The sequence below is a fragment of the Parendozoicomonas sp. 209JJ7-1 genome (assembly GCF_058147085.1).
The window spans coordinates 181,503-206,094 of sequence record NZ_JBYVJU010000008.1; the positions used below are offsets into that span (position 1 = coordinate 181,503).

A 24,592-nucleotide genomic window follows, 5' to 3' on the forward strand; every position below is an offset into this window, starting at 1 on the left:
TAACAACAAAAATATTTTCCGGAGTATTCCATGTCGTATAAATCCATCTTTCGGGATGATGCCTTTAAAGACAAAACCATTATCGTTACTGGTGGTGGCAGCGGTATCGGTCGCTGTACAGCCCATGAGCTGGCGGTTCTGGGTGCCAATGTAGTGATTATTGGCCGCAAGCAGGAAAAACTGGATCAGGTGACTGCAGAAATCACTGAAGATGGCGGTACTGTCAGCAGCTGGTCTATGGATATCCGTGATGAAGACGCGGTAAAAGAAACAATCGCAACAATCGTCAAAACTTTCGGCACCATCGACGGTCTGGTTAACAACGCCGGTGGACAGTTCCCTGCCCCTATGGAAACCATCAGCAAAAAAGGTTTTGACGCTGTTGTCAGCACGAACCTGACCGGTGGTTTCCTGGTTGCCCGGGAGGTGTTCCTGAATTCCATGAAGCAGAACGGCGGCAATATCGTCAACATCACTGCTGATAACTGGGGCGGTATGCCGGGTATGGCTCATTCCGGCGCGGCCCGGGCGGGTATGGATAACCTTACGAAAACTGCCGCCTATGAGTGGGGCTGCTATGGTGTACGGGTAAATGCCGTGGCTCCCGGCTGGGTAGCGTCCAGCGGCATGGATACTTATGAAGGCGCTTTTCGTGCCGCTATTCCGAAACTCAAGAACAGCGTTCCTCTGGGCCGGATGGCGACAGAAGCTGAGATCAGCTCCGTTATCTGCTTCCTGCTCAGCGATGCGGCTTCTTTTGTGAACGGCGACACCATCAGGATTGATGGCGGCGCTTCCCTGGGCAGTGTTATCTGGCCCTTGAAGCGTGCCAATAAGAACAGTCGTGCCTGGGATGGTTTCCACCGTGCGGTTATGCCGGAAGTCCTGAAAGAGGGAGAGTGATCATGCCGGTATTGGAATCTTTCATAGACGCCAGCAGCGAGAACTTTCAGAAGAACCAGGAAACCATGAATGAACATATCCGTGGTTTCCGGAATCTTGAAAACCTGATTGAGAAAACGGCCCTGTCAAAAAAAGCCCGCTATGAAAAGCGGGGGCAGATTCTTCCACGTGAACGGCTGGAGCTTCTGCTGGACCCGGGCATGCCCTTCCTCGAAATGTCCACCCTGGCCGGCTATAAAATGTACGGCGACAAAGACGGCAGTTCTGCCGGTGGCAGCGCTATCAGTGGTATTGGCTATATATCCGGCGTCCGTTGTCTGATCAATATAGACAACTTCGCTATCAAGGGTGGTACAGTGACCCCTGTCGCCCTGGATAAGCGACTGCGTATGCAGCAGATCGCTTTGGAAAACAAACTGCCGATTGTCTCCCTGTCCCAGAGTGGCGGCGCTGACCTGAACTACTCTACGGAGAGTTTCGCCCCCGGCGGTAAAAGCTTCTATAACCAGGCCCGCCTTTCCGCCGCCGGTATTCCCCAGATCACTGTCGTTCATGGCAGCGCTACGGCCGGTGGCGCTTATCAGCCAGGGCTGTCTGATTACACGATCATGGTGCGCAAACAGGCCACCATGTATCTGGCAGGACCTCCTCTGCTTAAAGCCGCGACCGGTGAGATTGCCACGGATGAAGAGCTGGGCGGCTCAGAAATGCACTGCCAGACGGCGGGAACAGGGGAATATCTGGCGGAAGATGACCGTGACGCTATCCGCATTGTCCGGGACATTCTCTCCATGCTGCCCTGGGAGAAGAATCTTCCGCCCCTGCCCAAAGAGGCTTTTGACGACCCCCTATACTCCCCGGAAGAACTGCCCGGCGTGGTTCCGGCTGATCCCAAAACCCCCTACGATGTGCGGGAGATTATCGCCCGTATCGCTGATGGTTCCCGGTTCCTGGAGTTCAAATCTGAATTTGACCAGCAGACCATCTGCGGTCATATAGCCATTGAAGGTCAGAGCTGTGGCGTTATAGGCAACAATGGCCCTATAACGCCGGAAGGTGCCAACAAGGCAGCCCAGTTTATCCACACCCTGAACCAGAGCGGTATTCCCCTGCTGTTCCTGCACAACACCACTGGCTTTATGGTGGGTACAGAAGTTGAGCGCAAGGGCATTATCAAACACGGCTCGAAAATGATTCAGGCCGTGGCTAACGCTACCGTTCCAAAGCTCAGTATTGTGATCGGTGGTTCCTATGGTGCCGGTAACTACGCCATGTGTGGTCGTGGTTTTGAGCCTCGCTTTATCTTCTCCTGGCCCAACAGCGCTACTGCAGTGATGGGCGCGGTGCAGGCTGGCAAGGTTCTGCGTATCGTGGCTGAAGGCAAAGCGGCCAAGTCCGGAGAAGCGGTTCCCGAAGAGATGGTCGCCGCTCTGGAACAGAAAACCGTCAAGATGATGAAAGAAGGCTCATCTGCTATCGCCTGCAGTGCCCGGCTCTGGGATGATGGTCTGATCGACCCCCGCGATACCCGTAAACTGCTTTCTTTCCTGCTGGATATCTGTCGTACAGCAGACATTCGCCAGCTCAACGCCAGCACCTTTGGTGTCAGCCGTTTCTAATTTGAAAACAACAATAAAATTATCGGAGTTACGACTATGAAATTCACCCAGGAACACAAAGAACTGCAGCGCACTACCCGCAGTTTTATTGAAACTGAAATTAATCCGTACACAGAAGAGTGGGAAAAAACCGGTATCTTCCCCGCCCATGAAGTGTTCAAGAAAATGGGCGACCTTGGCCTGCTGGGCATATCCAAGCCGGAAGAGTTTGGCGGCCTTGGGCTGGATTACAGCTACCAGATCGCTTTTGCCGAAGAACTGGGTCTTATCAAGCCCGGCGGCGTATGCATGGGTATTGGTGTACAAACAGATATGTGTACGCCGGCCCTCGCCAAGTGGGGCAGCGATGAGCTGCGCCATGAGTTCCTTGCGCCCGCTATCGCCGGGGATATGGTGGGTTCCATCGCGGTCAGTGAACCAGGGGCCGGTTCCGATGTCGCGGGCCTGAAAACCTGGGCCAAGAAAGACGGCGATGACTATGTGATCAACGGCGCCAAGATGTGGATAACCAATGCCACCCAGGCCGATTTCTTTTGTTTGCTGGCCAACACCTCCGATGATCCTGAGCATGGTGTTCACAAGAACAAATCCATGATTATCGTGCCCGCTAACACCCCTGGTATCACCTTCTCGGAGAAGCTGGACAAAATGGGCATGCGCTCTTCTGATACCGCCCAGGTTTTCTTTGATGACGTCCGTGTTCCCCAGCGCAATCTGGTGGGCAAGGAAGGCATGGGCTTTATGATGCAGATGGTGCAGTTCCAGGAAGAACGTCTCTACTGCATCGCCTCCGCCCTGAAAAGCATGGAAGCCTCCATCGAAGAGACTGTTGAATACACCCGTGAGCGTAAGACCTTCGGCAAAGCGGTTCTGGATAACCAGTATGTGCACTTCCGCCTGGCTGAGCTGCAGACAGAGATAGAAGCCCTGCGTGCGCTGGTGTACCGCGCCACTGAGCAGTATATCAACGGTGAAGATGTTACCCTGCTGGCCAGCATGGGCAAGCTGAAAGTTGGTCGTCTGGTCCGTGAAGTGAACGACAGTTGCCTGCAGTTCTGGGGCGGTATGGGCTTTATGATGGATAACAACGTTAACCGTCGTTTCCGGGACAGCCGCCTGACCTCTATTGGCGGTGGCGCTGATGAAATCATGCTTGGGGTTATCTCCAAGATGATGGGAATCGCCCCCGGCAACCGTAAGTGAGGACGCTGGCATGAGCACCTTAATCAATCGTCTTCCGGAATGCTCCAACTTGCTTATCAGTCAGCAGGGGCCTGCACTGGTTGTGACCTTCAACCGTCCGGAAATTCGAAATGCTCTGAGCTCTTTCACTGTGAAAGAGCTGATCTCCGTACTTCAGGCAGCGTCCAAAATCTCCGAAATTCGTGCCATAGTTCTACGTGGCGCTGACGGCCATTTCTGCGCCGGCGGGGATATCAAGGATATGAGAGCCGCCACAGCCGCGTCCAAAGACGACGCTGACCCGTTCTACACCCTGAACCGCCTGTTTGGTGAGATGCTGGAAGTCGCTGAACAGGTACCACAAGTTGTGGTCTGCGTTCTGGAAGGGGCGGTGATGGGGGGAGGTTTCGGCCTGGCCTGTATTTCCGATGTTGCCCTGGCCCATAAAGACGCCCGCTTTGCCCTGCCAGAAACAGGCCTGGGCATTATTCCGGCCCAAATCGCGCCGTTTGTGGTGAAACGTATCGGCCTCACCCAGGCCCGTCGTCTTGCCCTGCTGGGTGAAGCCTTCAGCGGCAAAGAGTCCGTTGCCCTGGGTATCAGCCACAAGTCGTTTGACTCCACCGAGGAACTCGAACTTGGGCTGGAAAAGGTTCTGAAACAGGTTCAGCGCTGCGCCCCCGGTGCCAATGCGGTGACAAAAAAACTGATGCTGGAAGTGGGCAACAGCCCTATGGAAGAGCTGCTGGACGATGCCGCCCGCAGTTTCTCCGCCGCCATTCAGGGCGAAGAGGGCCAGGAAGGTACCCTGGCGTTTAAAGAGAAGCGTAAGCCCGCCTGGGCCGGCCAAGAATAATAGAAGGGACAAGTTTATGTTTGAAAAAGTCCTGATCGCCAATCGCGGGGAGATCGCCTGTCGGGTGATCCGCACCGCCCGTGACAAAGGTTATCGAGCGGTTGCCGTATACAGCGAAGCTGATGCCGACGCTCCCCATGTCCCCCTGGCGGACCAGGCGGTCTGCATCGGGCCTGCAGTTGTTGGTGAATCTTATCTATCCATCGAAAAAATCATTGACGCAGCCAAACGCTCCGGCGCACAGGCCGTCCACCCCGGTTATGGCTTTCTGTCGGAAAACACTGAGTTTGCCCGCGCCTGCCAGCAGGCCGGGCTGGTCTTTATCGGCCCCCCCGCGGAAGCCGTCGCCCTGATGGGCAGCAAGCGTCAGTCCAAGATTGCCATGGAAGCCGCCGGTGTTCCCTGTATTCCCGGATATCAGGGCGGGGAGCAGGATGAAACCACCCTGCTGGCCGAAGCCCGCAAAGTGGGCTTCCCGCTGATGATCAAGGCATCCGCCGGTGGCGGTGGCCGGGGTATGCGGCTGGTGTTTGACGACGCAGAACTGCCTGAGCAGATCAGCAGCGCCCGTAGTGAAGCCACCAACGCTTTCGGCAGCGGTGAGCTGATTCTGGAGCGGGCCCTGATCGAACCCCGCCATATCGAAATTCAGGTGTTTGCCGATCAGCACGGCAATGTCGTTTACCTGGGGGAGCGGGACTGCTCCATCCAGCGCCGTCACCAGAAGGTTGTGGAAGAAGCCCCTTCACCCGCCGTAAATGAAGACCTGCGCCGTCGTATGGGCGAAGCCGCTGTTCTGGCCGCCAGAAGCTGTGACTATGTAGGCGCAGGAACCGTTGAATTCCTGCTGGATAAGGATGAAAACTTCTATTTTCTGGAAATGAACACCCGCCTGCAGGTGGAACACCCCGTCACCGAGCTGATTACCGGCACCGATCTGGTGGCCTGGCAGCTGGATATCGCCGCCGGCAAGCCACTGCCCCTGAAACAGGAACAGATCACCCTGACCGGTCACGCTATTGAAGTGCGTCTGTATGCGGAAGATCCCGCCAGCAACTTTATGCCCCAGACCGGCCTGATCCGGCACTGGCAGCCCGCCACAGGTGAAGGTGTGCGTATCGACGACGGTATTCAGACCGGACAGACCATCACGTCATTCTATGACCCGATGCTGGCCAAGATTATCGCCTGCGGCGCTGACCGGGACGAAGCCCGCCGTCGCCTGATTCGGGCGGTGGAAGACTCCAGCCTGCTGGGAGTGCCCACCAACAAGAGCTGGCTGGCGGCTATTCTGCGTCACCAGACCTTTGCCACCGGCCAGGCCACAACCGCGTTTATTGAGCAGCATGGTGAAGAGGAATCTCTGCAGCCTGCGACTCCCGGACTGGCCCTGCAGGGACTGGCAGCGGTTCTGGTACGCCAGGATAAAGCCACTCAAACGTCCTGGCGCAGTACTGGTCAAAATGCCTTCCTTTGTGAACTGGCGTCTGGTGAAAACAAACTGTCACTGACTCTGAAAGAAAGCCAGGGAGAATGGTCTGTCGACAACGGTGAAAAGAATGCCACACTGGCGGTTCACTCCATCAACGGCATTAACTGTCTCTGCACCCTTGACGGTGTACGACAGACGGTTCGTTTTCATCGTAATCAGTATGATGTCTGGCTGGATACCGGCAACAGTTGTCACACATTCACCGACCGCACCCTGGCTCCCGCCAATGCTGAACAGACTGAAGGCAGCAACGATATCCGGGCCAGCATGGACGGGCTGATCGTTGATGTTCTGGTAAATGAAGGGGAAACCGTTACCCGTGGCCAGACCATCCTGGTTCTGGAAGCCATGAAGATGGAGCACCCACTCAAAGCTGGTTGTGACGGCACTCTTTCCGGGCTGTCGGTAAATACCGGCGATCAGGTTAAAATGCGACAACTGCTGGCCGCTATAGCCAGCTCCAGCCAGTAAAAGAGAAAAGAGCGTTCATGAGCAACACCGAGATTCTGGACAGAACCACCACATCCACCAAAGCGGCCAGGGGTGAGCAGGAAACACCCCGGCAGCGGCTGATGAGCGCCGCCGCCCGGCTGTTCCGAAGCAAAGGCTATGACCGTACTACTGTACGGGATATTGCCCAGGAGGTTGGCATTCTGTCCGGCAGTATCTTCCACCACTTCCGTAACAAGGATGAAATCCTGCGGGCAGTGATGGAAGACTCGGTGGAGAAGCTTCTCGCCAGTACTCGCAAAGCCCTGATACATACGACATCCCCTGAACAACGCCTGCGAGCCATGATCCGGTGTGACCTGGAAGCTATTGTCGGCGAACAGGGTAACGCCCTGACGGTGCTGGTATTTGAATGGCGGGCATTGTCACCGGAGAGCCAGGCCGCCATGCTGATTCGCCGGGAGGAATATGAACGACTCTGGCAGGAAGAACTGGAAAAGTCCCGGGATGTGTTAAAAGACGACCTTGACCCCCTGGTTATGCGCCGTTTTCTGGGTGGCGCTTTATACTGGACGACACACTGGTACCAGCCGGAAGGTGATTACGATATTGAGCAACTGACAGACCAGGCACTGAAGCTGATTCTTAAGTAATGAACCCATAGCTTCACAGCCCGTTTCAGGCTGTAAAGTTATAACCTTTTGCCTATATGAACAAGATCACCACAGTACTTTCCATGACTGTCAAACTGTTGGACTGTAAAGATGCCACATACAGTCCCGGGTTGAGGTCTGAGCCTCCGTGCCAATGAGTAGTACTTACAATCTTCAATAGTTTTGTATTCGATCTATGTTTGAAAGAAGGTATATGCATGCAGGCCCGGGTCTCATGCAAGTCTTGTGATCCGAATAATACAGGTCGAGCTGGATTACGAGGTTGTCACATAGAATGATCGACCTTTGCTATTGTTTGCATACTCAGAGCAGAAACCACTGCAAGGACTCATAAGCACAGATACGAGAAAAATGACGTATTATTTCATTGTATACATACTCAAATAAGACCAGTTCATGGAGCCACCATGATGGCGTGATGTATAGTACAGGAACCTCACTGTGCAAAGAGAAAAGACATACACAATGAATAATGAAGTCTCTCTGAAAGGACGCACAATTTTTATTACCGGTGCCAGCCGTGGCATCGGCCGTGCCATCGCCCTGCGCTGCGCCCGGGAAGGCACCAATATTGTTATTGCAGCCAAATCCGACCAGCCACACCCAAAACTTCCGGGAACCATTCATTCTGTAGCGGAAGAAGTTATTGCTGCCGGTGGTCAGGCCCTTGCCTTAAAGCTTGATGTCCGTGATGAACAACAGGTGAAAGAAGCGGTTGATAAAGCCGCCGAACACTTTGGCGGCATCGATATTCTGGTGAACAATGCCGGTGCCATCAGCCTGACACCGGTTGAAGGCACATCGGTAAAGAAGTTTGACCTGATGCACCAGATCAACACCCGGGCAGTATTTGTCTGCTCTCAGGCTGCCCTGCCCTGGCTGAAAAAGTCAGAGAAAGGCGGGCATATTCTCAGCCTCTCTCCGCCTCTGAACCTGGACCCGAAATGGTTCAAACCCTACGCAGGTTATACCGTCAGCAAGTACGGCATGACCATGCTGACCATCGGTATGGCGGAAGAGTTCCGTCGCTACGGTATTTCCGTCAGCGCCCTGTGGCCCAGAACCGCCATAGCGACCGCCGCTATTGAGCAATTCGCCGACGGATCACTGAACAACTTCAGCCGTAAACCTGAGATTATGGCCGATGCCGCCCGGGAGATTTTTGTTACTCCGGACCTGGCCCTGAGCGGTCAGGCGCTTCTTGATGAAGATCTTCTTCGGGATCGGGGAATGACGGAGTTTGATCATTACGCCTTTCTTCCAGATAACGCAGCAAAGCTCTATCCAGATCTGTTCCTTGACTAAGCAAAGACGCTATCGCCTCACGCTGGCGATCCAGTAAGGCCAGGGTCTGCTGCTCCCTGGCCAGGCGGTTTTCCATTCCAAAACGCTCTTCACGCAATAACCCGCTGCGCCACCAGGAGCGCAGCAGGCCATACCCGATACCAGATGCAATTTTCACCAGCATATAGTGAATGGAACTGTTATAAGCGTCCTTGTCCGTTTGTAGATAACCGGAGAAATGATCCACCCGCCGGCCATAACTCAAAACGCTGAGCAACCCTGCCGGGGCATGGACCCGCAGCCAGTCCCAGGAAGACGTGCTGATAACCCAGGTCACAAGCCCGGCCGCCTGCCCCACCAGGGCAGATTCAAGAACAAAGCGCATATGAGTACTGAAAGAGAGCCTGTCAATCCAGCCGAGGGAGTGCATGATTGTAAAAGCCAGGGTCATGGATAACCCTGTATAAACTCCTACGATAAGTGACGTATTGACCAGAGGTTGCTCATAGAGAATCGCGCTGAATTTGCGGGCCATAAGCGCCGTGGCGGTACCATCAATAAGACTGACAGCCAGCCCACCCGCCAGAGAAGCAAGCACTTCCGTTGCATAGGATGCGTTAGCAGACTGCTCCAGTCTGCGGGTCAGGTACTCGATATTTGCAAGCACTTCTTCCCTTGTGCCTTGCGGCTCATGGCCAAACTGTGGCGCTATGGTTTCCCGGGGTGCCAGAGGTTCTTCACTGACAACTGGTACAGGCTCACCTTCATCCACTGTATAAAGAAAAGAGTCCCCGTCCTCAGCTCCGTTATCTGACCAGGACAGTCCAGCTTCTACAGTAAACAAAACGATTACAGCCACAAGCCAGATGGACGGAACCCCAGCGCTTTTCACCATTCAGTGAGTACTCAAGTACACAAAGGGATAAGCATTATAGTGAAAGACTGTGATTCTGCAGAAACATCCTCAACAGACTTGTTTCAGGGAACGTTTCAGGAGCCTTCCAGACCACAGATATCGGCGATTCTGTGCCTGGCGGCATGTACAACTGCATACCCTTCCTCAATGGTTCGGCCCGCCTTGTCAAAATCCACCATGCCGATTTCCCCGACACGGGGAGAGAGCAGGACATCCGGGGGATCACCCGCCATACGACTGCGGCTGATGCGGTCCTGCATAATATTGATGGACGCTGTCATCACTTCCATGATGCCCGGGTTATCGCGCTCCTCTTCCTCATTCCGGGAAAGCTCGGAGGCAAACCAGGACCTTACCTTCTGCAGGGTGCGGTTTTCCAGCTTCTTATCCCCCTCTTTCTTCCCGTTCGCGTCGCTGAAAACAATATCCATCCCGGTTTCAGTCTCACTTTCTTCAGAAGTTTCAGGCTTGCTCTTTGGAGCCGTGTGCCGGCTGACAAGCTGGGTGTTAAGGTCCACGGCAATCACAATATCCGCCCCCATGGCCCGGCACAGTGAGACGGGAACAGGATTCACCAGTCCGCCATCCAGCAGCCAGTAACCATCTCTGCTGATCGGCTGGAACAAGCCGGGGAATGTGCATGAGGCTCGCACCGCATCCAGTACCGGGCCGTCCCGAAGCCAGCGTTCCTGACCGCTGCCCAGGGCTGTGGCAACAGCGCCGTAATCACAGGGAAGATCTTCAATATTGTGGTTGATGCCGGCATCCCGAAAGAAGTTCAGCAGCCTGTCTCCCCGTACCAGGCCGCCGGACAGGCCAACGTCCACGAGTCCCCAGACGTCCCGCCAGTTCAATGCCCTGACCCACTCATCAAATTCATCAAGGTAACCAGTGGCCGCCACTGCCCCCACAAACGAGCCAACCGAACAACCGGCAATCACATCCGGTTCTATGCCCATTTCCCGCAGCTCTTTCAGCACCCCGATATGGGACCAGCCACGGGCCGAACCGGACCCCAGAGCTACGCCAATCTTTTTATTGCCAATCAAACTTATCACTCCTGTGAAAACCTGCCGGACCATTTTACAAGGCTGGAAATACCCACTCGCCACCGAGAAAATAACCTGGATAAATACCAGATGGGAACTAAAGTGTCTGAGTTACCGTCAGACGACGCAAGCAACGATTAAGCCCGGTATTTTGGCACAGACATTCGTTTACTGTTGGTTACGCTTTCTATCTGGCTGGCGTGCTTTTTCCAGCTTTCTGCCCGTGGTGCCAGCTGTACTGCTGGCTGTAGCAGTGAGCAGCCAGCTTCTTGCTCCGCCTGTGTGTGCGAATCTGGATCTGCACTCTGCCCCACCCTGGGTTACCCAACCCACCAGCCAGATTCTGGAAAGTACTCCTGAATCCCTGCGAAGCTCCGGCTATCTGCAGGAGTCACCGCCATCACAGGGACAACAGCTGGCAGGCAAAACGCTCCGTGAACTGGTACTGCCTGCAGCGGTTCTGCTGACAGGCAATGTCCTGGCCGGTTTCGTTTATCACCAGTTTGCTTACCTGATGCCTGATTCCTCCCTGCGGGAACTGGTTCTGCCAGGCCTGGGGCTTGTCTGGAGCCTGATGCAGAATAACCCGTCAAAAATAACCAGACTGTTACAGTCCGCCCCGTTTCTGGCAGATGCAGGGCTGACTCTTTATCGAGGTCCACAGTGGGCCGGCCACTGGACCAGATCAGCACGACAGCTGACCACTCTTTTTAATACAGCCCTGACTCTGGCACCGGAGTTTTACAGCGAGTACGACAAAATCAGCTCCCGGGATAAACGCCAATTCACTCTGGATCATATTCCGGAAGGCATAAGCATAAGCCTTGAGCGCCACCGCCCAACCAGCGAACCGGGCAGTACACGCATTACCCTTGCCTGGCAGGGCAACTGGCACCATGAAAAAAACTCTTACAAAACCGGGAACCACCAAGCCTTCAAAAATCTCAGAGAACTGGTAAAACAACGTTCCCAACAGGGCATCTTTACCCTGTATCTGTACCCTCGGAAGAAGCAGCGGTCACTCTCCCTGTGCGTGGCCTGGGATAATCATCCCGATAAATGCCAACAGGTTATCATTGTCGCAAACGCCCCGGGAGATGCAATATGGTGGTCGTCTTTTGCCAGCAGAGAAAAAGTTACAATCTCACGCAAAACCGGCATTGGGGATATGCTGTCTCCGGCGCTGCTGGCAATCCTTGGCAGCCAGCTTTCTTCCTCTGTGGAGTGGCAGGATGTCTCCGCCCGGTTCCAGCATATAGAAGGCATCTCTCTGCTCTCCGCCCCCGGACATTTTAATATCTGGATGTCACCGGCCGAGAGCGATGTACTGGCTTCAGCGGGCAGTGTTATGCCGAATATAACCCTCCATACAAACAAGACTTTCCAGCATAACCTGCAGGAAGTGAGGCAGTTTGTCACCCCGCCAGCGCTGCCTTTATGGAGCAGCCTTCCCTGGAGGCTTGGAAGAATAACGCTGCTGGCCATAGCGCAGTCATTTGGCTGGCGGGTGGGAGAATACCTGGGGCAGCACCTGGAAAACAGCATTGTCTTTCCCGGTGCCTATACGGACTGGAGTGATATTCCTCCCCCCACCCACGCCAGAAAGGTTGCCGTCACCCTGGATGATGGCAACACCCTGGCGGGCAACCTGATAGAAAGCAACCGTAACCTCAGCGACAATGCCAGAAAGCTCGTGATTGTTTACCACCCCAATTTCACAACTTCCGATGACATAGCAAACTCCGGGCTGTTTGGCCGGGGTTCCCCTGACTCCCCCTTCCGGCATCTTGGTGTTTACCTGAACAACTCCGGCGCTGACGTGTTTATTCCCGAGTACCGGAGTTATAACAATAAACTGGCACTGACGGATAAAACCCGGTTTCTGGCCGACGCTATGGCCGCGTTTAATACTGCCACCAAACTCAAGAACTACCAGAGCATCACGCTTATTGGCTGGTCCATCGGCACGGCTGCAGCTTCCCATGTCGGGCTGGCACAGCAGGGGATTGTTGACCGGATTATCCTGGTCTCCCCCTTTGCCAACCTTTGCCAGGTGGGCCGGACGATGAGCAGCCTACCCATTCCGGCGTGGGGAATGAAATTTAATTTTGATAACCAGCCTGTTCTCGAACAGATCAGAATACCGGTTCATATTATCCACGGGCAGAAAGACAAAATGATTTCCGCCAGTTTAATAAAACAAATGATGTCTGAACTAAAAGCAAAGAACAGCAATACACCTGTGACCTACTACGAGCATAAAAATGCTGGTCACAATGATCTTCTGCCACGCCCCTCTATACAAAACTACATTATTAACCTTTTCCAGGGCACACAGTAATCATCCATCTGCTACGCTGTTTCCGCTTTCAGGGAAGCCTGTTTATAGAAAATAAAGGAGGTATTTAAAAACGCAAGATAAAATGAGGCCACTATGCTCCCCATATTGCTCCCCATATTTTCCTTACGCCTTTATTCCAGCTGGCGCTACCTGTTTCTTCCTGCTCTTTGTCTGATAGTCAGCCTTTCGTCTCAATTCCTCCAGGCAGGACAAATTCTTCCCGAGGACAAAGAAGCAGCAAACAAACTGATAGCACTAATGGAGCAGTCTTCTGAAGCAGGCAAACAGGCTCTGGAAAATACACTGGCTACACACCCGAGGGAGAAAATAACGCTTAACCCTGGAATGTTTGCCCACATGATTCTTGGGCTTCAAAAACCAGCTCAAAGAGACATGCGGCGCTCTGTTGTCAATGTACTCAAACACCAGACCGGCGCTATCAGCAAAACCATTGAATTTATCAAAGGCAGCCGACGGTACCATGGAACAGGGGAATTAAAGGAGATCGTTGAAGAGCTCAAACCTCTCACTGTGTCTTACGCAGCCTCCGGTACACTTATTGACAGTGAAGATGAAGCAGAAGGGGGGCTGGTTGACAGTGATGAAGAACCCATGGAAGAGGATGCGCCCTCTCCCCTGCTCTCCGGGGTTTTGCCAGAGGTAAATGGAATAGAACCCAAACCATGGCAACCAGGAACAACCCCCTCTAACACAGGGCTGCGGCTGGTGAGCGCCGAAAGACTGGTAAACGACCTGGGCAGAATAGGGAAACTTCTGAACCCTGAAACCAGGCTAAGCAGGGCGCAGAAGAAAACCCTGATTAAATGGAATATTCCAGACCTTATGGATATGGTAGAAAATTCAATAGATGCCATCACATTTACAGACCTGTTGCCAATACTCAGCATCTATGACCTCCAGCGGCCCGGTCAGAGCAAAGTTAATCAGTTACAGGCTCTGAATAAACTTTTAATAGATAAAAAAGCCTTCCCCTTTGTTACAGACCGGGACAGCGTAATGGTTCTTTTCGCTGTTCACCAGGCACGGCGTGACCGTGTCCAAAAATCCCTGCGAAGCGGAACACTGGCAATGCTCCAGACATTTCTGAATACTGTTCCTGCTATTCGCTCCGAAGCCAGGAAGCCACAGTGGAGCAATCTTTATAAAGCTCTGGACGGTATGAACCTCCATTATTCCGGTGACGACTCCGTAGCTCAGGAAGCGCTGGAACTCAACGTCCAGGCTGCGGAAACTATTCTGGCGGGCAGCATGAATACAGCGGAGTTTGCCAGAGTCTACCTGGATAATCCCGGACAAGTGCTGAATGATGTTGTTGATCTGGCTCGCCAATCAAAACACTCAATTTCCGCAGAAAATATTTTTAACCTGCGTATCCAGGGCAGCATGACTTTCTACGACCTTTACCAAAGTGTTCATGAAAAAAATCTGTTTGAAGCTCCTGCCCTCACCCTTCTGGGAATTGTTCTGAACCAGATAGCACAAAGGGATGACCAGCAGGAAGAAGAGGAGAGTATGAATGATGAGGTCGAAGATGATCTCGAAGATGATGAGGGTATAGATCAGGAAGCCCAGGTAGAATTAAAACGAAAGCTTGAAGTTTTTATCGAGAAATTATCTGGTTCCATCAGAATACAGGCCATGGCCTATGCCTTCGCACGAAAAGTTCGTTATATGCCTCCCGGTCTTGCGCAGAAGTTCCAGAAAGTCTCCGCTGTAACACCTACCCCCACTTCTCAAATGGAGACCGGGGAGGTGAATGTCTCTCCCTATCCAACCGACTTTGTAAAAATCAGCTATAGCAAAGATGACTTTCTGGAAGCATCCGACAAGCCCAGAGTGTTAGCCGTATCCCCCCGAGAGTACATTCTGAATGACGGACAAAAGAGGAATCGGATTGGTGAGTTACTGGGTCTCAGAGCTCCTTCTGTATACACATGGAGCGAAAACATTGACCAATGGCTGGCTGGCCTGAGCTCTAAAAGGCCGGTCTGGAAAGTATACCGGGAGGCGGTCAGATTTTATGACGAGAGAGCCTTCTCAACGATTGATAAAAGCCTGCTCGCAGAGTCTTATATGGAAGATACGGAAACACGTATTACCCAGAGTTTTTTGGCGCAACCCAAATCGAGACAATTAATACACAGTCTTGATGGTTTAAACATTGTTCAAGAGCTTGCAAATACACACTACGGCCAGGATCATTTTGTTACTTTTATAACCAATCTCCTTGATGATTCTTTCGACTGGGGCAGACAGAGAGTAAATCGGGAGTATGTAAGGTTCATGGTTCAGGGGGCAAACCATGATAAAAATTTCCTGGAATGGGGCCTGGATCTTTGGCGAAAAAACAATCCCCGTGGCGTAGCGACATGGCTGCATTTAATCAGTGCTATCAGGCGGGCCGATATTAACAGCGGATTTAGAACTGTCGCAGAAAAAATACACGAAAAGGTTCTGCACCTTAGACCTTAGCGGTTAGCCAGGAACTGTTCATTACCAAGCCTTTCCTGTTGTGTTCACAAGAAAACACAGGCGACAGAAACCAATAAACCTTTGCCGCCTGTTTTATCTTAAAGATATCTATAATACAGGATTACTGTGCATATACTGGTTCAGGTTGATTCAGTTAATGAGTGTCTACCTTTCTGAAGATGAAACAGGTTCTGACAGCAACCTTGTGGGCTTCCCCTTTCTGGATGGATGTTTAGCCCTGGCGCTTCAGTTGCCGGACAGGCTTTATGGGGTTCACCTTCCCACAATTGATGAAGAACCTGTCCTGGCTTTCAGGGATATTGCCTCCAGGGAGATAGACCTGGATTGCGTGTGTAACATGTTTGCTTCCTGCAAATGGAGCAACAGATACGCGGCTTTCCCTCAGCCTCTTTTCCAGAGCTGGATGGGAGAGATGCTGGGTATCGCAGCTTTGTTAGATTATTTCGGGCCAATCCATGGATTTGACTTAACATCGGACCCAACGATAGGTATCTATGGAATCCCCGCTTATATTGAATATCGATTAACCGGAAGTATTGTAACCATTCATTATGCCCTGATGCAGAACCTGCTTTTAGAAAGAGAAGAAGAAAAAAGTGAGCAGGGCACACCACCTGTTCTGAGGGTAGATAATAAAAAAGGCACAGCCTCCCACGCATATCCCGATGAATTCATAACGGATATAGCCGGAAGCATGAGGGCTGTAGGAAAGACCGGCTTTTACTCCCTAACATAAGCTCCCTAACATAAGCCTCTTAATAGGGTCCTTAGTATCAAATGCCTATCAGGGTCATCTGAATCATTTATCTTGTACAGAGTATTAATTCCGTTTGCAGTTACAGAGGAAACAGCAGAAATCTATTATCTTCTTACAGTCTTCATGATTGTTAGCGCAATAGTCAGTGCATTTGCCACAGGCATTTGGCATCTCAACCCCCTCTTCAACGAAATCTTCATTGTCGTAGTTAATGTCAACCTGTGCTCCCGCCGTACTGATCAGACAAAGATACAGCAGCGCTCCAAGAATATTCTTCATAACGACTACCTCCGATAGGAAAAGCTCATTGTAGCCAAAGAATCAAAAGGTAAAGCTAACCCTTAGCCGCAGGCAAAACCTGGAAAAACAAACCTGGAAAAAAATTGTATAACTATCCAACGCCTTCTATATTCTTCATCAACAAAATCTGCCTCACAGGGTGGCCGTATGCGACACTGGACACCAATCTTCACCCCACTAATCTTCACCCCTCTGCTCTTACTCGTGGCGCTTGGTTCGCAGGCCGCAGAGCAAGAGGAATCCTGGCGCTACTTCACCAGCCTGATAATACAGAACACGACCGACAGTTCCCTCAATGTTCGCTATGATGGATCCCACCAAAGAGCCGGGATCTCTGCCCTGTCTGCGACAAGCCCCTACAACGGAACAGTCGCTCCGGGGGACTCCCTGGCGCTGTCCCTGTTCACCCCTTTTCATGGGGGCTTTCCCGCCAACAGTTTTAGTCTTACTCTCAGCCCCACCAGCACATCGGATGCCATAATCAGCAATACACTGACATACACCTGCACGATTACCGGAGGCCTTGCAAGTGACGGCTGGTTCAGCACAACCCACGGTTGTTACCTGTCTGGTGATAACAATGCGAACCTTGCCTTTCACCTGAAGGATGACTCCGCAAACACAAAGGAAGGCAAGGGTATTGGCGGAGAATACACATACCCGATGGTGATGAAAGTCTATGTGCCTTTTGTCGTTATTGAAAAAGGAGGGTAGAAAGCAGCCCCAATCACAGCACAGAATCAGGGCAGATGAAGGATCATATTGCAGACAGACACTGATACTCCGCCAGTGCAAAATCGTCGGTCATACCACTCATGTAGTCTGACAACAAACGACACCTGTAGTACCACTCCAGAGCCCTCTGTTCTTCCGGCCTATCATTCGCCAGCTCTGCCACTGAGGCTTGATAGGCTTCTTTATATTTGCCGGATAACCGATGGTACAGCCTCTGGGCGATAAAGTGATTTGTCGGCTTTTTTTCGACTATCACCGTAAAATCTTCCATGGACAGTTCCATCAGGGGCCGGTAAATGCCCATCAACCCGGTCAGAGCCGCATAGCCTCTCAGTTCCGGTGTTTCCACTTCCGGCTGACTGAAGACATGTTTGCGGGCCACCCACTTCAGGGTTTGCAGTGCCAGATGCTGCTCTGAATTCCCGTCAATAAGAGGCTCATCAAGGGAACCCTCAAAAATAGCCTGATGGTGCTGACAGTATCGCTCTGTCGCATAAACCACCAGATCATGGACAAGGCGGGTTCGGAAACGGGTAATAAACAGATGGGCGGAAACGGGCTGTTCCTTGTTTTTCTCCGGCGATCCTGCCTGCTGGATAATATCTGGAAGATAACGGCTCCCCTCAAAGCCGGAACCCTGGCACTGTTGCATCCACTCACTATCCAGAAGCTCCCGCAGGCGGGCAAGGTCAAGAATGCCCTTATCCACCGCGTCTTCCAGATCCGCGATGCAGTAAGCTACGTCATCCGCCGCTTCCATAATATAAACCAGTGGGTAGCGGTTTCCTTCCCGGATACCCAGATGACTCCAGACCTTATCAACCAGTGACTGCTCTGAATAATAGAAACCGGGTTTCTTATGGCGATAGGAAAAACCTTGTTCATCCTTTTCCTGCCAGGCCGGACGAGTATATTTTACCAATGCGGCAATCTGGGAAAAGGTGAGATTGAGCTTCTGGAGAGAGTGAATAATGCGCAGCCCCTGGGCATTCCCTTCAAAGTTTTCCAGGTCTGGTAACAGCTGCCTGTAGAAAAGTTCAGGTACCTGCCCGGCAGGGCCAAAAGCTTTTTGAAAGCAGTCACGGCCATGCTTTCTCATCCAGTCATTGAGGGCCGCTTCACCAAAATGTCCAAATGGAGGATTGCCCACATCATGCATCAGGCAGGCCATTTCCACCAGATTGTTAAAGGCGGTGTCCAAACCCTCAAGACCACAGGTTTCAAATTCACCCTTTTGTTTAAGGGCAGCCAGAATATTCCGGGTAATAAACCTTCCGGTTTGCTGAACTTCCAGGGAGTGTGTCAGCCGGCTGCGTACGGCGGCATTTGTTTCAAGGGGATAAACCTGGGTTTTCTTCTGCAGGCGACGTATAGCGGCCGATTGGATAATCCGGCCGCGATTGCTTTCCGTTTCTTCTTCCACATCACGCCCCAGCACTGAAGTGGGGTGTGCACGTTCACAGGTAATCTTGTGTCGATAGTCCATCAAAAGTGGCCTGCCGGTGACTGTTATCAGCCCCCTGACAATATCATCTTTCTCATCAAACGTATTACTGCATTATTAGCAATATGGGCAGGTATGCTCCCCGCCAGCCCAACCTTCTGGTAAACCGGGCCATAAACCGTAAAGCTGGCGAGCCATGTCAGGAATGAGAATGTGACATGCTGGGAAGACCATACTCTCTTGGAAGATATCCTCTGAGCGAATTCCCATGTGGACGCTACGACTCTCCCGAATACATCTGCCTGTTTGACCACTTCAGGCCATGACAATCCGCCCTGCTGGGCCAGCACTTTTCTGGCCATCCAGGATGCGGCCCTCTGGACAATGCCCCGATAAAAGATTTCATGAACTACGGGAAGAGTTATATAACTGATTCTGGGAAAGAAACTCTCTGGAACAATGCCGCTCTGGTCATTTATCAGCCAGTCAGTGACTGCCACCCCAAATAGAACAATTCCCTGTCCAACACCTGACGCTATTCCTTCGGTGACACCGTAAGCCACGGCATCAGGTTCACCCACTTCGCTCAACCATGCGGACGAACGCAGAAGCAGTTCCCGCCCTCCTGCGGCTTTAAGCATCCTCACCATCTCGGATCGATTGGTATCCAGAGTCATAACCAGAGGAACAGGCTCGGTGTTTCCTTCTTTCAACAGCCAGAGCGGATGATCCCCCTGGAAAAACAGAATGATTCCCCCCTCAGCTTTCTTTAAAGCTTTACTCCCGACCTGGAAGCTGCCAGCTTCAGTCAGCACATCTCCGGGGACCGGGCAGGTTCGCCACAGGTTCACACGTCCACCCGGTGCTATTTCGCCATAACTGATACAGCCATTCACAGAACCACCATTATAAGACAGCGCCAGAGAGGTTGAATCCGTTTGAAAATCCAGAACAGACTCCGGGCCTGTCAACAGCCTGTTCAGCTCTTCAAGACTTTCTGAAGCCTGAACCGTTCCCCAGAGGGCAGACTGAACCAATACCGCCTGCACCAGTAAATGCCTGAAAAAAGCGCGGAACCGGATCAAAAGAGCCTCCTGTTGATAGCGTCTTGCTGTCAGGTAAGTGATGGGGTGACCAAAGAATAGACGCCTTAATATTTACAGCAGAGGAATTATGTAAAGGCAGGTAATAAATCGTCAGCGCATGTTTTCTATAACACATCCAGGCAAGCGGCCTTGAAATGGGCAAAAATCCTTAGTCCCGGTTTTAAGGCCAACTGGTGTCTTGCCCTTCGGGTGACCAAAGACAGCAACTGCTGCTGTTCCAGGGTCAGCACCACCAGGGTATGGTGCTCATCAATATCCCGCATCTCAGACAGAGTCACGGGCCAGCGATTCTGAATACTGATCCGCTCCACCGGGTCAAGTGAGAGGCTGACTTCCGTCGCCGGTATCACCACCCGCACAATCTGCCCTGATTCCAGATTACCCTGGTCAACCACCAGCAGGCGGCCATCAACATCCAGCTCACAGGAACCATAACCATCATTGCGCCGGGACACCCTGGCTTCCAGCATGGAAACAGCCCGGTCATCGGCCAACACCCCTTCACCTCGGGAGAGCATCTGCCGGGTTCGACCCCGCTCCTGTACCTGACCATCAGCCATCAGTACCAGCTCATCGGTCAGCCGAGCCATTTCATTCCGATCATGACTGACAAAGATCACAGGAATGCCAAAATGACGATTAAGATTTCGCAATCTGGGCATAATGGCGCTGCGGGCAGCCCAGTCCAGGGCAGCCAGGGGTTCATCCATTAACAGAAGGGAAGGCGCTCCCATCAGTGCCCGCGCAATAGCGACCCTCTGCCTCTGGCCACCGGACAGGCTGTTAACTGAACGCTGCAACAGGGGCTGAATGTCCAGCCAGCGGATCACATCATCAAACGCCGGCCCCTGTCGTCCGGCACTGCGGCGGCGACCGTATTCCAGGTTGCCCTGCACATTCAAGAGGGGAAACAGTCTGCCATCCTGAAAGATATAACCAATGCTGCGCAGTTCGGGGGCAACTCTGCTGCGTGCATTCTGCCAGCACTGCTCCTGCCAGCCCTGCTTTTGGAAGGTTATACGTCCTTTGGCCTCTCTCTCCAGGCCTGCAATACACCGTAACAGCGTCGTTTTACCACAGCCGGACGGCCCCATAATGCCGGTAACGCCATCCAGGGAGAATTCCTGCTGTACCTGCAGACGAAAGCCCGGACGGGACAGTTCCAGATCAATTGAAAGCATCAGTTGTGTCCTTTCCGGGTTCCGCCCTGGCGGTCATAGCTGTAAAGACCCACCAGCACCACAAGGGCAAAAATAAGCATACCAGCCGCCATAGTGTGGGCCGAGGCAAAGTCCTGGGTTTCCACTGCATCGTAAAGGGCAATGGAGAGCACCTGGGTTTCTCCGGGGATATTGCCACCAATCATCAATACCACTCCAAACTCACCCACGGTATGGGCAAAACCCAGACAGGCCGCCAGCAGCAGAGAACGCAGGGACTGGGGCATAACGATAGAAACAAACCTGTCCATGGGTTTGGCTCCCAGCATGGCCGCAGCTTCCAGAAGACCACGGTCCAGCTGTTCAAAACTTCTCTGCAGGGGTTGCACGACAAACGGCAATGAATAGAGAACCGAGGCCAGTACCAGTCCGGAAAAGCTGAAGGCCAGGGTCGAGCCTGTGAGATCCTGCCAGAGCTGGCCGGGAAGACTTCTGGGGGAGAACGCCACCAGCAGATAAAACCCCAGCACCGTGGGCGGCAGAACCATGGGCAGCCCCACCAATGCTTCCAGCCAGGGACGCAGTCGGCTGGTCATACCTGACAGTTTCCAGGCCAGGGGAATGCCCACGGCCATCAGAATAACTGTTGTGGTCGCTGCCAGTTTCAGTGTGACAAATATTGGTTGTGCCAATCCTTCCAATGCAAGTCCTTCTAACATATAACGACGGCCTGTCTTCAGTTCCTGTTCTGCACCACGCTGGACAGCTTCTCTCAATTCACTTCAGGAATGACAGGGTAATAACCGCCTTCCTGAATCAGCTTCTGCTGCGCAGGCTTGAGAATAAATGCGGCAAAACGGCGGGCTTCTCCAATATGTCTGCTGCTTTTCAGGACAGCGGCGCTCTGGGTTATCCGGGTATAAAGGTGTTCCGGCACCACCCAGTAATTCGCTGTAACACCATCAGCCCTTAACTGGGAGAGCGCGACAAAGCCCATATCGGCATTGCCTGTTTTTACAAACTGCCAGGTCTGCTGCACACTGCCACCCTGAACAATCAGCTTCTTTTTGCTGTTCCACAAACCAAGATTCTGCAGGGTTTCCCGGGCAGCCAGCCCGTAAGGAGCGGTATTGGGGTTGGCAATGGCAATACGCTGTTGCCAGTTTTTCAGGAAAGAAGCATCCGGCCTGGTGTGTTCCGGTGCCCAAAGAACCAGACGACCAAACGCATAAGGCTGCGGTTCTCTATCCGTAAATCCCTGTTCTGCCAGCATCGCTGGGCGTCGAGCGTCTGCGGAAAGAAACAGGTCAAAAGGAGCCCCATGGACAATCTGGTTGTACAGGCCACCGGTGGGGCCGGAAGAGAGCGTAACCCTATAACCGGTCTGCTCTTCAAACTTTATCGCCAGACTTTCAGCCACAGCGCGGAAGTTAGCCGATACCGCCACACGCAGGGTCGCAGCCTGGACATTGAACGCAGACACCAAAAGCAACAGAGTCGCTACACACCCCGATAATAAGCGTCCGGGCCTCATGAAATTTCCTTATCCGCCCAGCGCTGCGCCGCCTCGTTATCGCTGCTGCGGGCTTCAACCCAACGATCACCGTCTTTGGTCTGTTCACGTTTCCAGAAGGGTGCACGGGTCTTCAGGTAATCCATTAAAAACTGGCAGGCTTCAAAGGCGGCGGCCCGGTGGGCACTGGCTACGCCCACAAAAACAATCTGGTCCCTGGGTCGCAAATGGCCAACCCGGTGAATAATACTCACCTCATCCAGGGACCAGCGCGCACGGGCCTCTGCTTCTATGTCCTCCAGGGCTTTCTCAGTCATCCCCGGATAATGTTCCAGAAACAGTCCGCCCACGGTATCACCCAGATTCATATCCCGAACCAGGCCACTGAACATAACAACACCACCAGTTCCCGATAACCGGCATAGCGACTGGTATTCAGCGGCCACATCAAAATCTTCTGTCTGTACGCTAATCACAGATGCCCCCAAGACAATACAGGTGGGATTTAAGGTTCATCAGCATACCTGTTTGGCCAGCGGCAACAAGTCTAAAGGTCAAGATTACCACGGTTACCTTCCCTGACCGGAGCGTTAGCCGTTTATGGCGCAAATCCCTCCAGGAACGGTCCAATAATAGAAAGGTTCCCCTTCACACACATGGACGATAAATATCATGAAGATCATTCCCCCTGTTCCGGTTCTTTTATTTTATGCCTGCCTGATCGTTCTTCCTATTCAGGGCCACAGCTCATCCCATGAAGTGCCTGCGGTCTCACAACGGACAACAGCCGCAGGTAATACCCAGGTGGCCCGCCCCAAGATTGAGTTCATTAATATTGACTCCCGGGAAAGCGCGAATATCACGGAATTCAGCTCGGATATGAAAGACTTCATGGTTGAGTGGTACGCCCGCCTGCGCCAGATTCTGTGGCTTCCGGACAAAAAGCCCCTGGCATCAGATCAGAACATCACTGTTGAATTCCACAGGGAGTTCGGGGAAGACCCGGTGGTAAAAGCCCACGGAGAAGTGAACAAAATATTTATTTACGACTCTTATACCAGTCAGCTGAACACAACCCACGGCTGGGGACTGCTGGTTCATGAAATGGTGCACCTGCTGCAAAGCCCTTATATCTACCATCGCAGTAAGTGGTATTCGGAGGGCCTGGCCGATTATTTCCGCTATTTCGTTTATGAAGGCCGTCCCCTTGAATGGTTTCTGTACCAGACAGGGGCATTAATGAATCAGACGACATTCACAGAAAGCTACGAAGCCAGCGTGTGTGCCGGAAAAACAGATAACTGTCGGGGCTTTGTAAACGACGGCTACCTGTTTTACCACGATCATCCGGTCCATACCGCCGGACTGTTTGTGATGATCGACAGATATTATGTTCCCGGCTTTGCCACAATCCTGCACCGGGCACTGTTCGATTCCATGTACTGGAAAACCGGCCTGTCTCTGGAGAAATTCAGCGGTATTCTATACAACCTCAGCGGCCGGACCCAGGACAACCTGTGGTGCGAATATATGACACGGGTCGAACATCAGCAGAAGCACACCGGCACGTCCCTGAGTCACGGGGATATTCTGCAGGCCTGCCCCACAAGCTGGGGTAACTGGTTCTATGACCATATTTACGCCCCCATCTTTAACAGGGGCGTATTTGAAGGCGGGAATTATTAGGCAGCATGTCGGTCGCTACCGTGGCAGAGAGGTACGGAAAGGAGTGAGGTTCCTCCCATCATTACTGTTCAACCACACTTTGCAGTAGCCCGGGTATTACTCAAACTTCGACTGGTATTTTCTCCTGTCAATATTTTCCAACCCTAAACCTGTTTTTTGCTATCTTAGAAAAGGGTTCTGTTTGCGATGGCAGCTGAATCTACACTTTCGAGTCGTCCAGAGGGGTTGCCAGAGGAGTTGCGCTGCCACTTTTTTGGAGGGTAAGTACCTCGACATCCGTTTTCATATACCGTTTGCCCACTATATTTTGCCCCTTACATTCGATTACGGGTGTACGGGTGCTTATTCCAGATTTTTTGGTGTTGATTGAACCATTGTTGGCAATGGTATCAATGTTGCTTTTGATTATATATATCCCTTTCTCACCTTCAATAATTTTGTTATTGGTTATAGTGCCATTTATTGATGAGTTAGATACATAAAGCCCGATATTTGATTTTATAGTGTTATTATTAATAAGGTCGCCGAAGATAGCTGAGAATGAAACCTCAAGGCCATTGACAGCATTTATACTGCCATTGTTAGTTATAGAGCCAGATAGATTGGTTTTA

21 protein-coding genes are annotated in these 24,592 nt (G+C 52.3%); 12 read left to right on the forward strand and 9 right to left on the reverse strand.

Going from position 1 to position 24,592, the window contains the following annotated elements:
- Window positions 1–30 precede the first annotated feature (30 nt).
- The 7 genes from ACY2RQ_RS10225 (at window position 31) to ACY2RQ_RS10255 (ending at window position 8,481) form a co-directional block, all read left to right on the forward strand.
- Window positions 31–903: an SDR family oxidoreductase gene (locus ACY2RQ_RS10225; RefSeq protein ID WP_490112867.1), complete on the forward strand. Its 873-nt coding sequence runs from the start codon at window positions 31–33 to the stop codon at window positions 901–903.
- Window positions 904–905: 2 nt separating this feature from the next.
- A complete protein-coding gene (locus ACY2RQ_RS10230) occupies window positions 906–2,522 on the forward strand; it encodes an acyl-CoA carboxylase subunit beta (protein WP_490112868.1) in 1,617 nt (538 codons plus the stop codon).
- Between the two features lie 36 nt (window positions 2,523–2,558).
- Window positions 2,559–3,725: an acyl-CoA dehydrogenase family protein gene (locus ACY2RQ_RS10235; RefSeq protein WP_490112869.1), complete on the forward strand. Its 1,167-nt coding sequence runs from the start codon at window positions 2,559–2,561 to the stop codon at window positions 3,723–3,725.
- Between the two features lie 10 nt (window positions 3,726–3,735).
- Window positions 3,736–4,560, forward strand: a complete 825-nt coding sequence (locus tag ACY2RQ_RS10240) for an enoyl-CoA hydratase/isomerase family protein (RefSeq protein WP_490112870.1) — start codon at window positions 3,736–3,738, stop codon at window positions 4,558–4,560.
- Window positions 4,561–4,576: 16 nt separating this feature from the next.
- The gene (locus ACY2RQ_RS10245; RefSeq protein ID WP_490112871.1) at window positions 4,577–6,523 is read left to right on the forward strand and encodes an acetyl/propionyl/methylcrotonyl-CoA carboxylase subunit alpha; all 1,947 of its coding nucleotides are present in this window, start codon (window positions 4,577–4,579) and stop codon (window positions 6,521–6,523) included.
- Window positions 6,524–6,540: 17 nt separating this feature from the next.
- Window positions 6,541–7,155, forward strand: a complete 615-nt coding sequence (locus tag ACY2RQ_RS10250) for a TetR/AcrR family transcriptional regulator (protein WP_490112872.1) — start codon at window positions 6,541–6,543, stop codon at window positions 7,153–7,155.
- A gap of 462 nt (window positions 7,156–7,617) precedes the next feature.
- Entirely contained in the window at window positions 7,618–8,481 is an 864-nt protein-coding gene (locus tag ACY2RQ_RS10255) for an SDR family oxidoreductase (RefSeq protein ID WP_490112873.1), read from the forward strand.
- 969 nt (window positions 8,482–9,450) lie between these two features.
- Here ACY2RQ_RS10255 and rssA read toward each other — a convergent pair.
- Window positions 9,451–10,434, reverse strand: a complete 984-nt coding sequence (rssA, locus tag ACY2RQ_RS10260; RefSeq protein ID WP_490112874.1) for a patatin-like phospholipase RssA — start codon at window positions 10,432–10,434, stop codon at window positions 9,451–9,453.
- A 244-nt stretch (window positions 10,435–10,678) separates the two neighbouring features.
- On the opposite strand from rssA, the gene ACY2RQ_RS10265 reads away from it, so the two are divergent.
- The 3 genes from ACY2RQ_RS10265 to ACY2RQ_RS10275 all read left to right on the forward strand — a co-directional run bounded on the left by ACY2RQ_RS10265 (window position 10,679) and on the right by ACY2RQ_RS10275 (window position 16,016).
- Window positions 10,679–12,766, forward strand: a complete 2,088-nt coding sequence (locus ACY2RQ_RS10265; protein WP_490112875.1) for an alpha/beta hydrolase — start codon at window positions 10,679–10,681, stop codon at window positions 12,764–12,766.
- A gap of 258 nt (window positions 12,767–13,024) precedes the next feature.
- Window positions 13,025–15,259, forward strand: coding sequence for a hypothetical protein (locus ACY2RQ_RS10270; protein ID WP_490112876.1), 2,235 nt, complete (start codon window positions 13,025–13,027; stop codon window positions 15,257–15,259).
- Between the two features lie 157 nt (window positions 15,260–15,416).
- Window positions 15,417–16,016: a hypothetical protein gene (locus tag ACY2RQ_RS10275; RefSeq protein ID WP_490112877.1), complete on the forward strand. Its 600-nt coding sequence runs from the start codon at window positions 15,417–15,419 to the stop codon at window positions 16,014–16,016.
- A gap of 84 nt (window positions 16,017–16,100) precedes the next feature.
- On the opposite strand, the gene ACY2RQ_RS10280 is transcribed toward ACY2RQ_RS10275, so the two are convergent.
- A complete protein-coding gene (locus ACY2RQ_RS10280; RefSeq protein ID WP_490112878.1) occupies window positions 16,101–16,316 on the reverse strand; it encodes a hypothetical protein in 216 nt (71 codons plus the stop codon).
- A gap of 225 nt (window positions 16,317–16,541) precedes the next feature.
- On the opposite strand from ACY2RQ_RS10280, the gene ACY2RQ_RS10285 reads away from it, so the two are divergent.
- Window positions 16,542–17,051 carry a hypothetical protein gene (locus ACY2RQ_RS10285; RefSeq protein WP_490112879.1) on the forward strand — a complete coding sequence of 170 codons (510 nt, stop codon included), beginning with the start codon at window positions 16,542–16,544 and terminating at the stop codon, window positions 17,049–17,051.
- A gap of 43 nt (window positions 17,052–17,094) precedes the next feature.
- Here ACY2RQ_RS10285 and dgt read toward each other — a convergent pair whose 3' ends face one another.
- The 6 genes from dgt to moaE form a co-directional block, all read right to left on the reverse strand.
- Complete coding sequence (gene dgt / locus ACY2RQ_RS10290) at window positions 17,095–18,558, reverse strand: dGTPase (protein WP_490112880.1); 1,464 nt, start codon at window positions 18,556–18,558, stop codon at window positions 17,095–17,097.
- Between the two features lie 26 nt (window positions 18,559–18,584).
- Window positions 18,585–19,601 (reverse strand): hypothetical protein, encoded by a 1,017-nt coding sequence (locus tag ACY2RQ_RS10295; RefSeq protein WP_490112881.1) that lies wholly within the window; start codon window positions 19,599–19,601, stop codon window positions 18,585–18,587.
- Between the two features lie 125 nt (window positions 19,602–19,726).
- Window positions 19,727–20,803, reverse strand: a complete 1,077-nt coding sequence (gene modC / locus ACY2RQ_RS10300; RefSeq protein WP_490112882.1) for a molybdenum ABC transporter ATP-binding protein — start codon at window positions 20,801–20,803, stop codon at window positions 19,727–19,729.
- Window positions 20,803–21,501, reverse strand: coding sequence for a molybdate ABC transporter permease subunit (modB, locus tag ACY2RQ_RS10305; RefSeq protein WP_490112883.1), 699 nt, complete (start codon window positions 21,499–21,501; stop codon window positions 20,803–20,805). Before modB ends, modC begins: the two co-directional genes overlap by 1 nt.
- A 53-nt stretch (window positions 21,502–21,554) precedes the next feature.
- The gene (gene modA, locus ACY2RQ_RS10310; protein ID WP_490112884.1) at window positions 21,555–22,316 is read right to left on the reverse strand and encodes a molybdate ABC transporter substrate-binding protein; all 762 of its coding nucleotides are present in this window, start codon (window positions 22,314–22,316) and stop codon (window positions 21,555–21,557) included.
- Window positions 22,313–22,771: a molybdopterin synthase catalytic subunit MoaE gene (moaE, locus tag ACY2RQ_RS10315; protein WP_490112885.1), complete on the reverse strand. Its 459-nt coding sequence runs from the start codon at window positions 22,769–22,771 to the stop codon at window positions 22,313–22,315. The genes modA and moaE overlap by 4 nt, the downstream gene beginning before the upstream one ends.
- A 196-nt stretch (window positions 22,772–22,967) precedes the next feature.
- On the opposite strand from moaE, the gene ACY2RQ_RS10320 reads away from it, so the two are divergent.
- Complete coding sequence (locus tag ACY2RQ_RS10320) at window positions 22,968–23,981, forward strand: hypothetical protein (protein ID WP_490112886.1); 1,014 nt, start codon at window positions 22,968–22,970, stop codon at window positions 23,979–23,981.
- A 199-nt stretch (window positions 23,982–24,180) separates the two neighbouring features.
- Here the strand turns inward: ACY2RQ_RS10320 and ACY2RQ_RS10325 are convergent.
- Window positions 24,181–24,592, reverse strand: a 412-nt coding sequence (locus tag ACY2RQ_RS10325) for a NosD domain-containing protein (RefSeq protein WP_490112887.1), incomplete at its 5' end; no start/stop codon positions are given.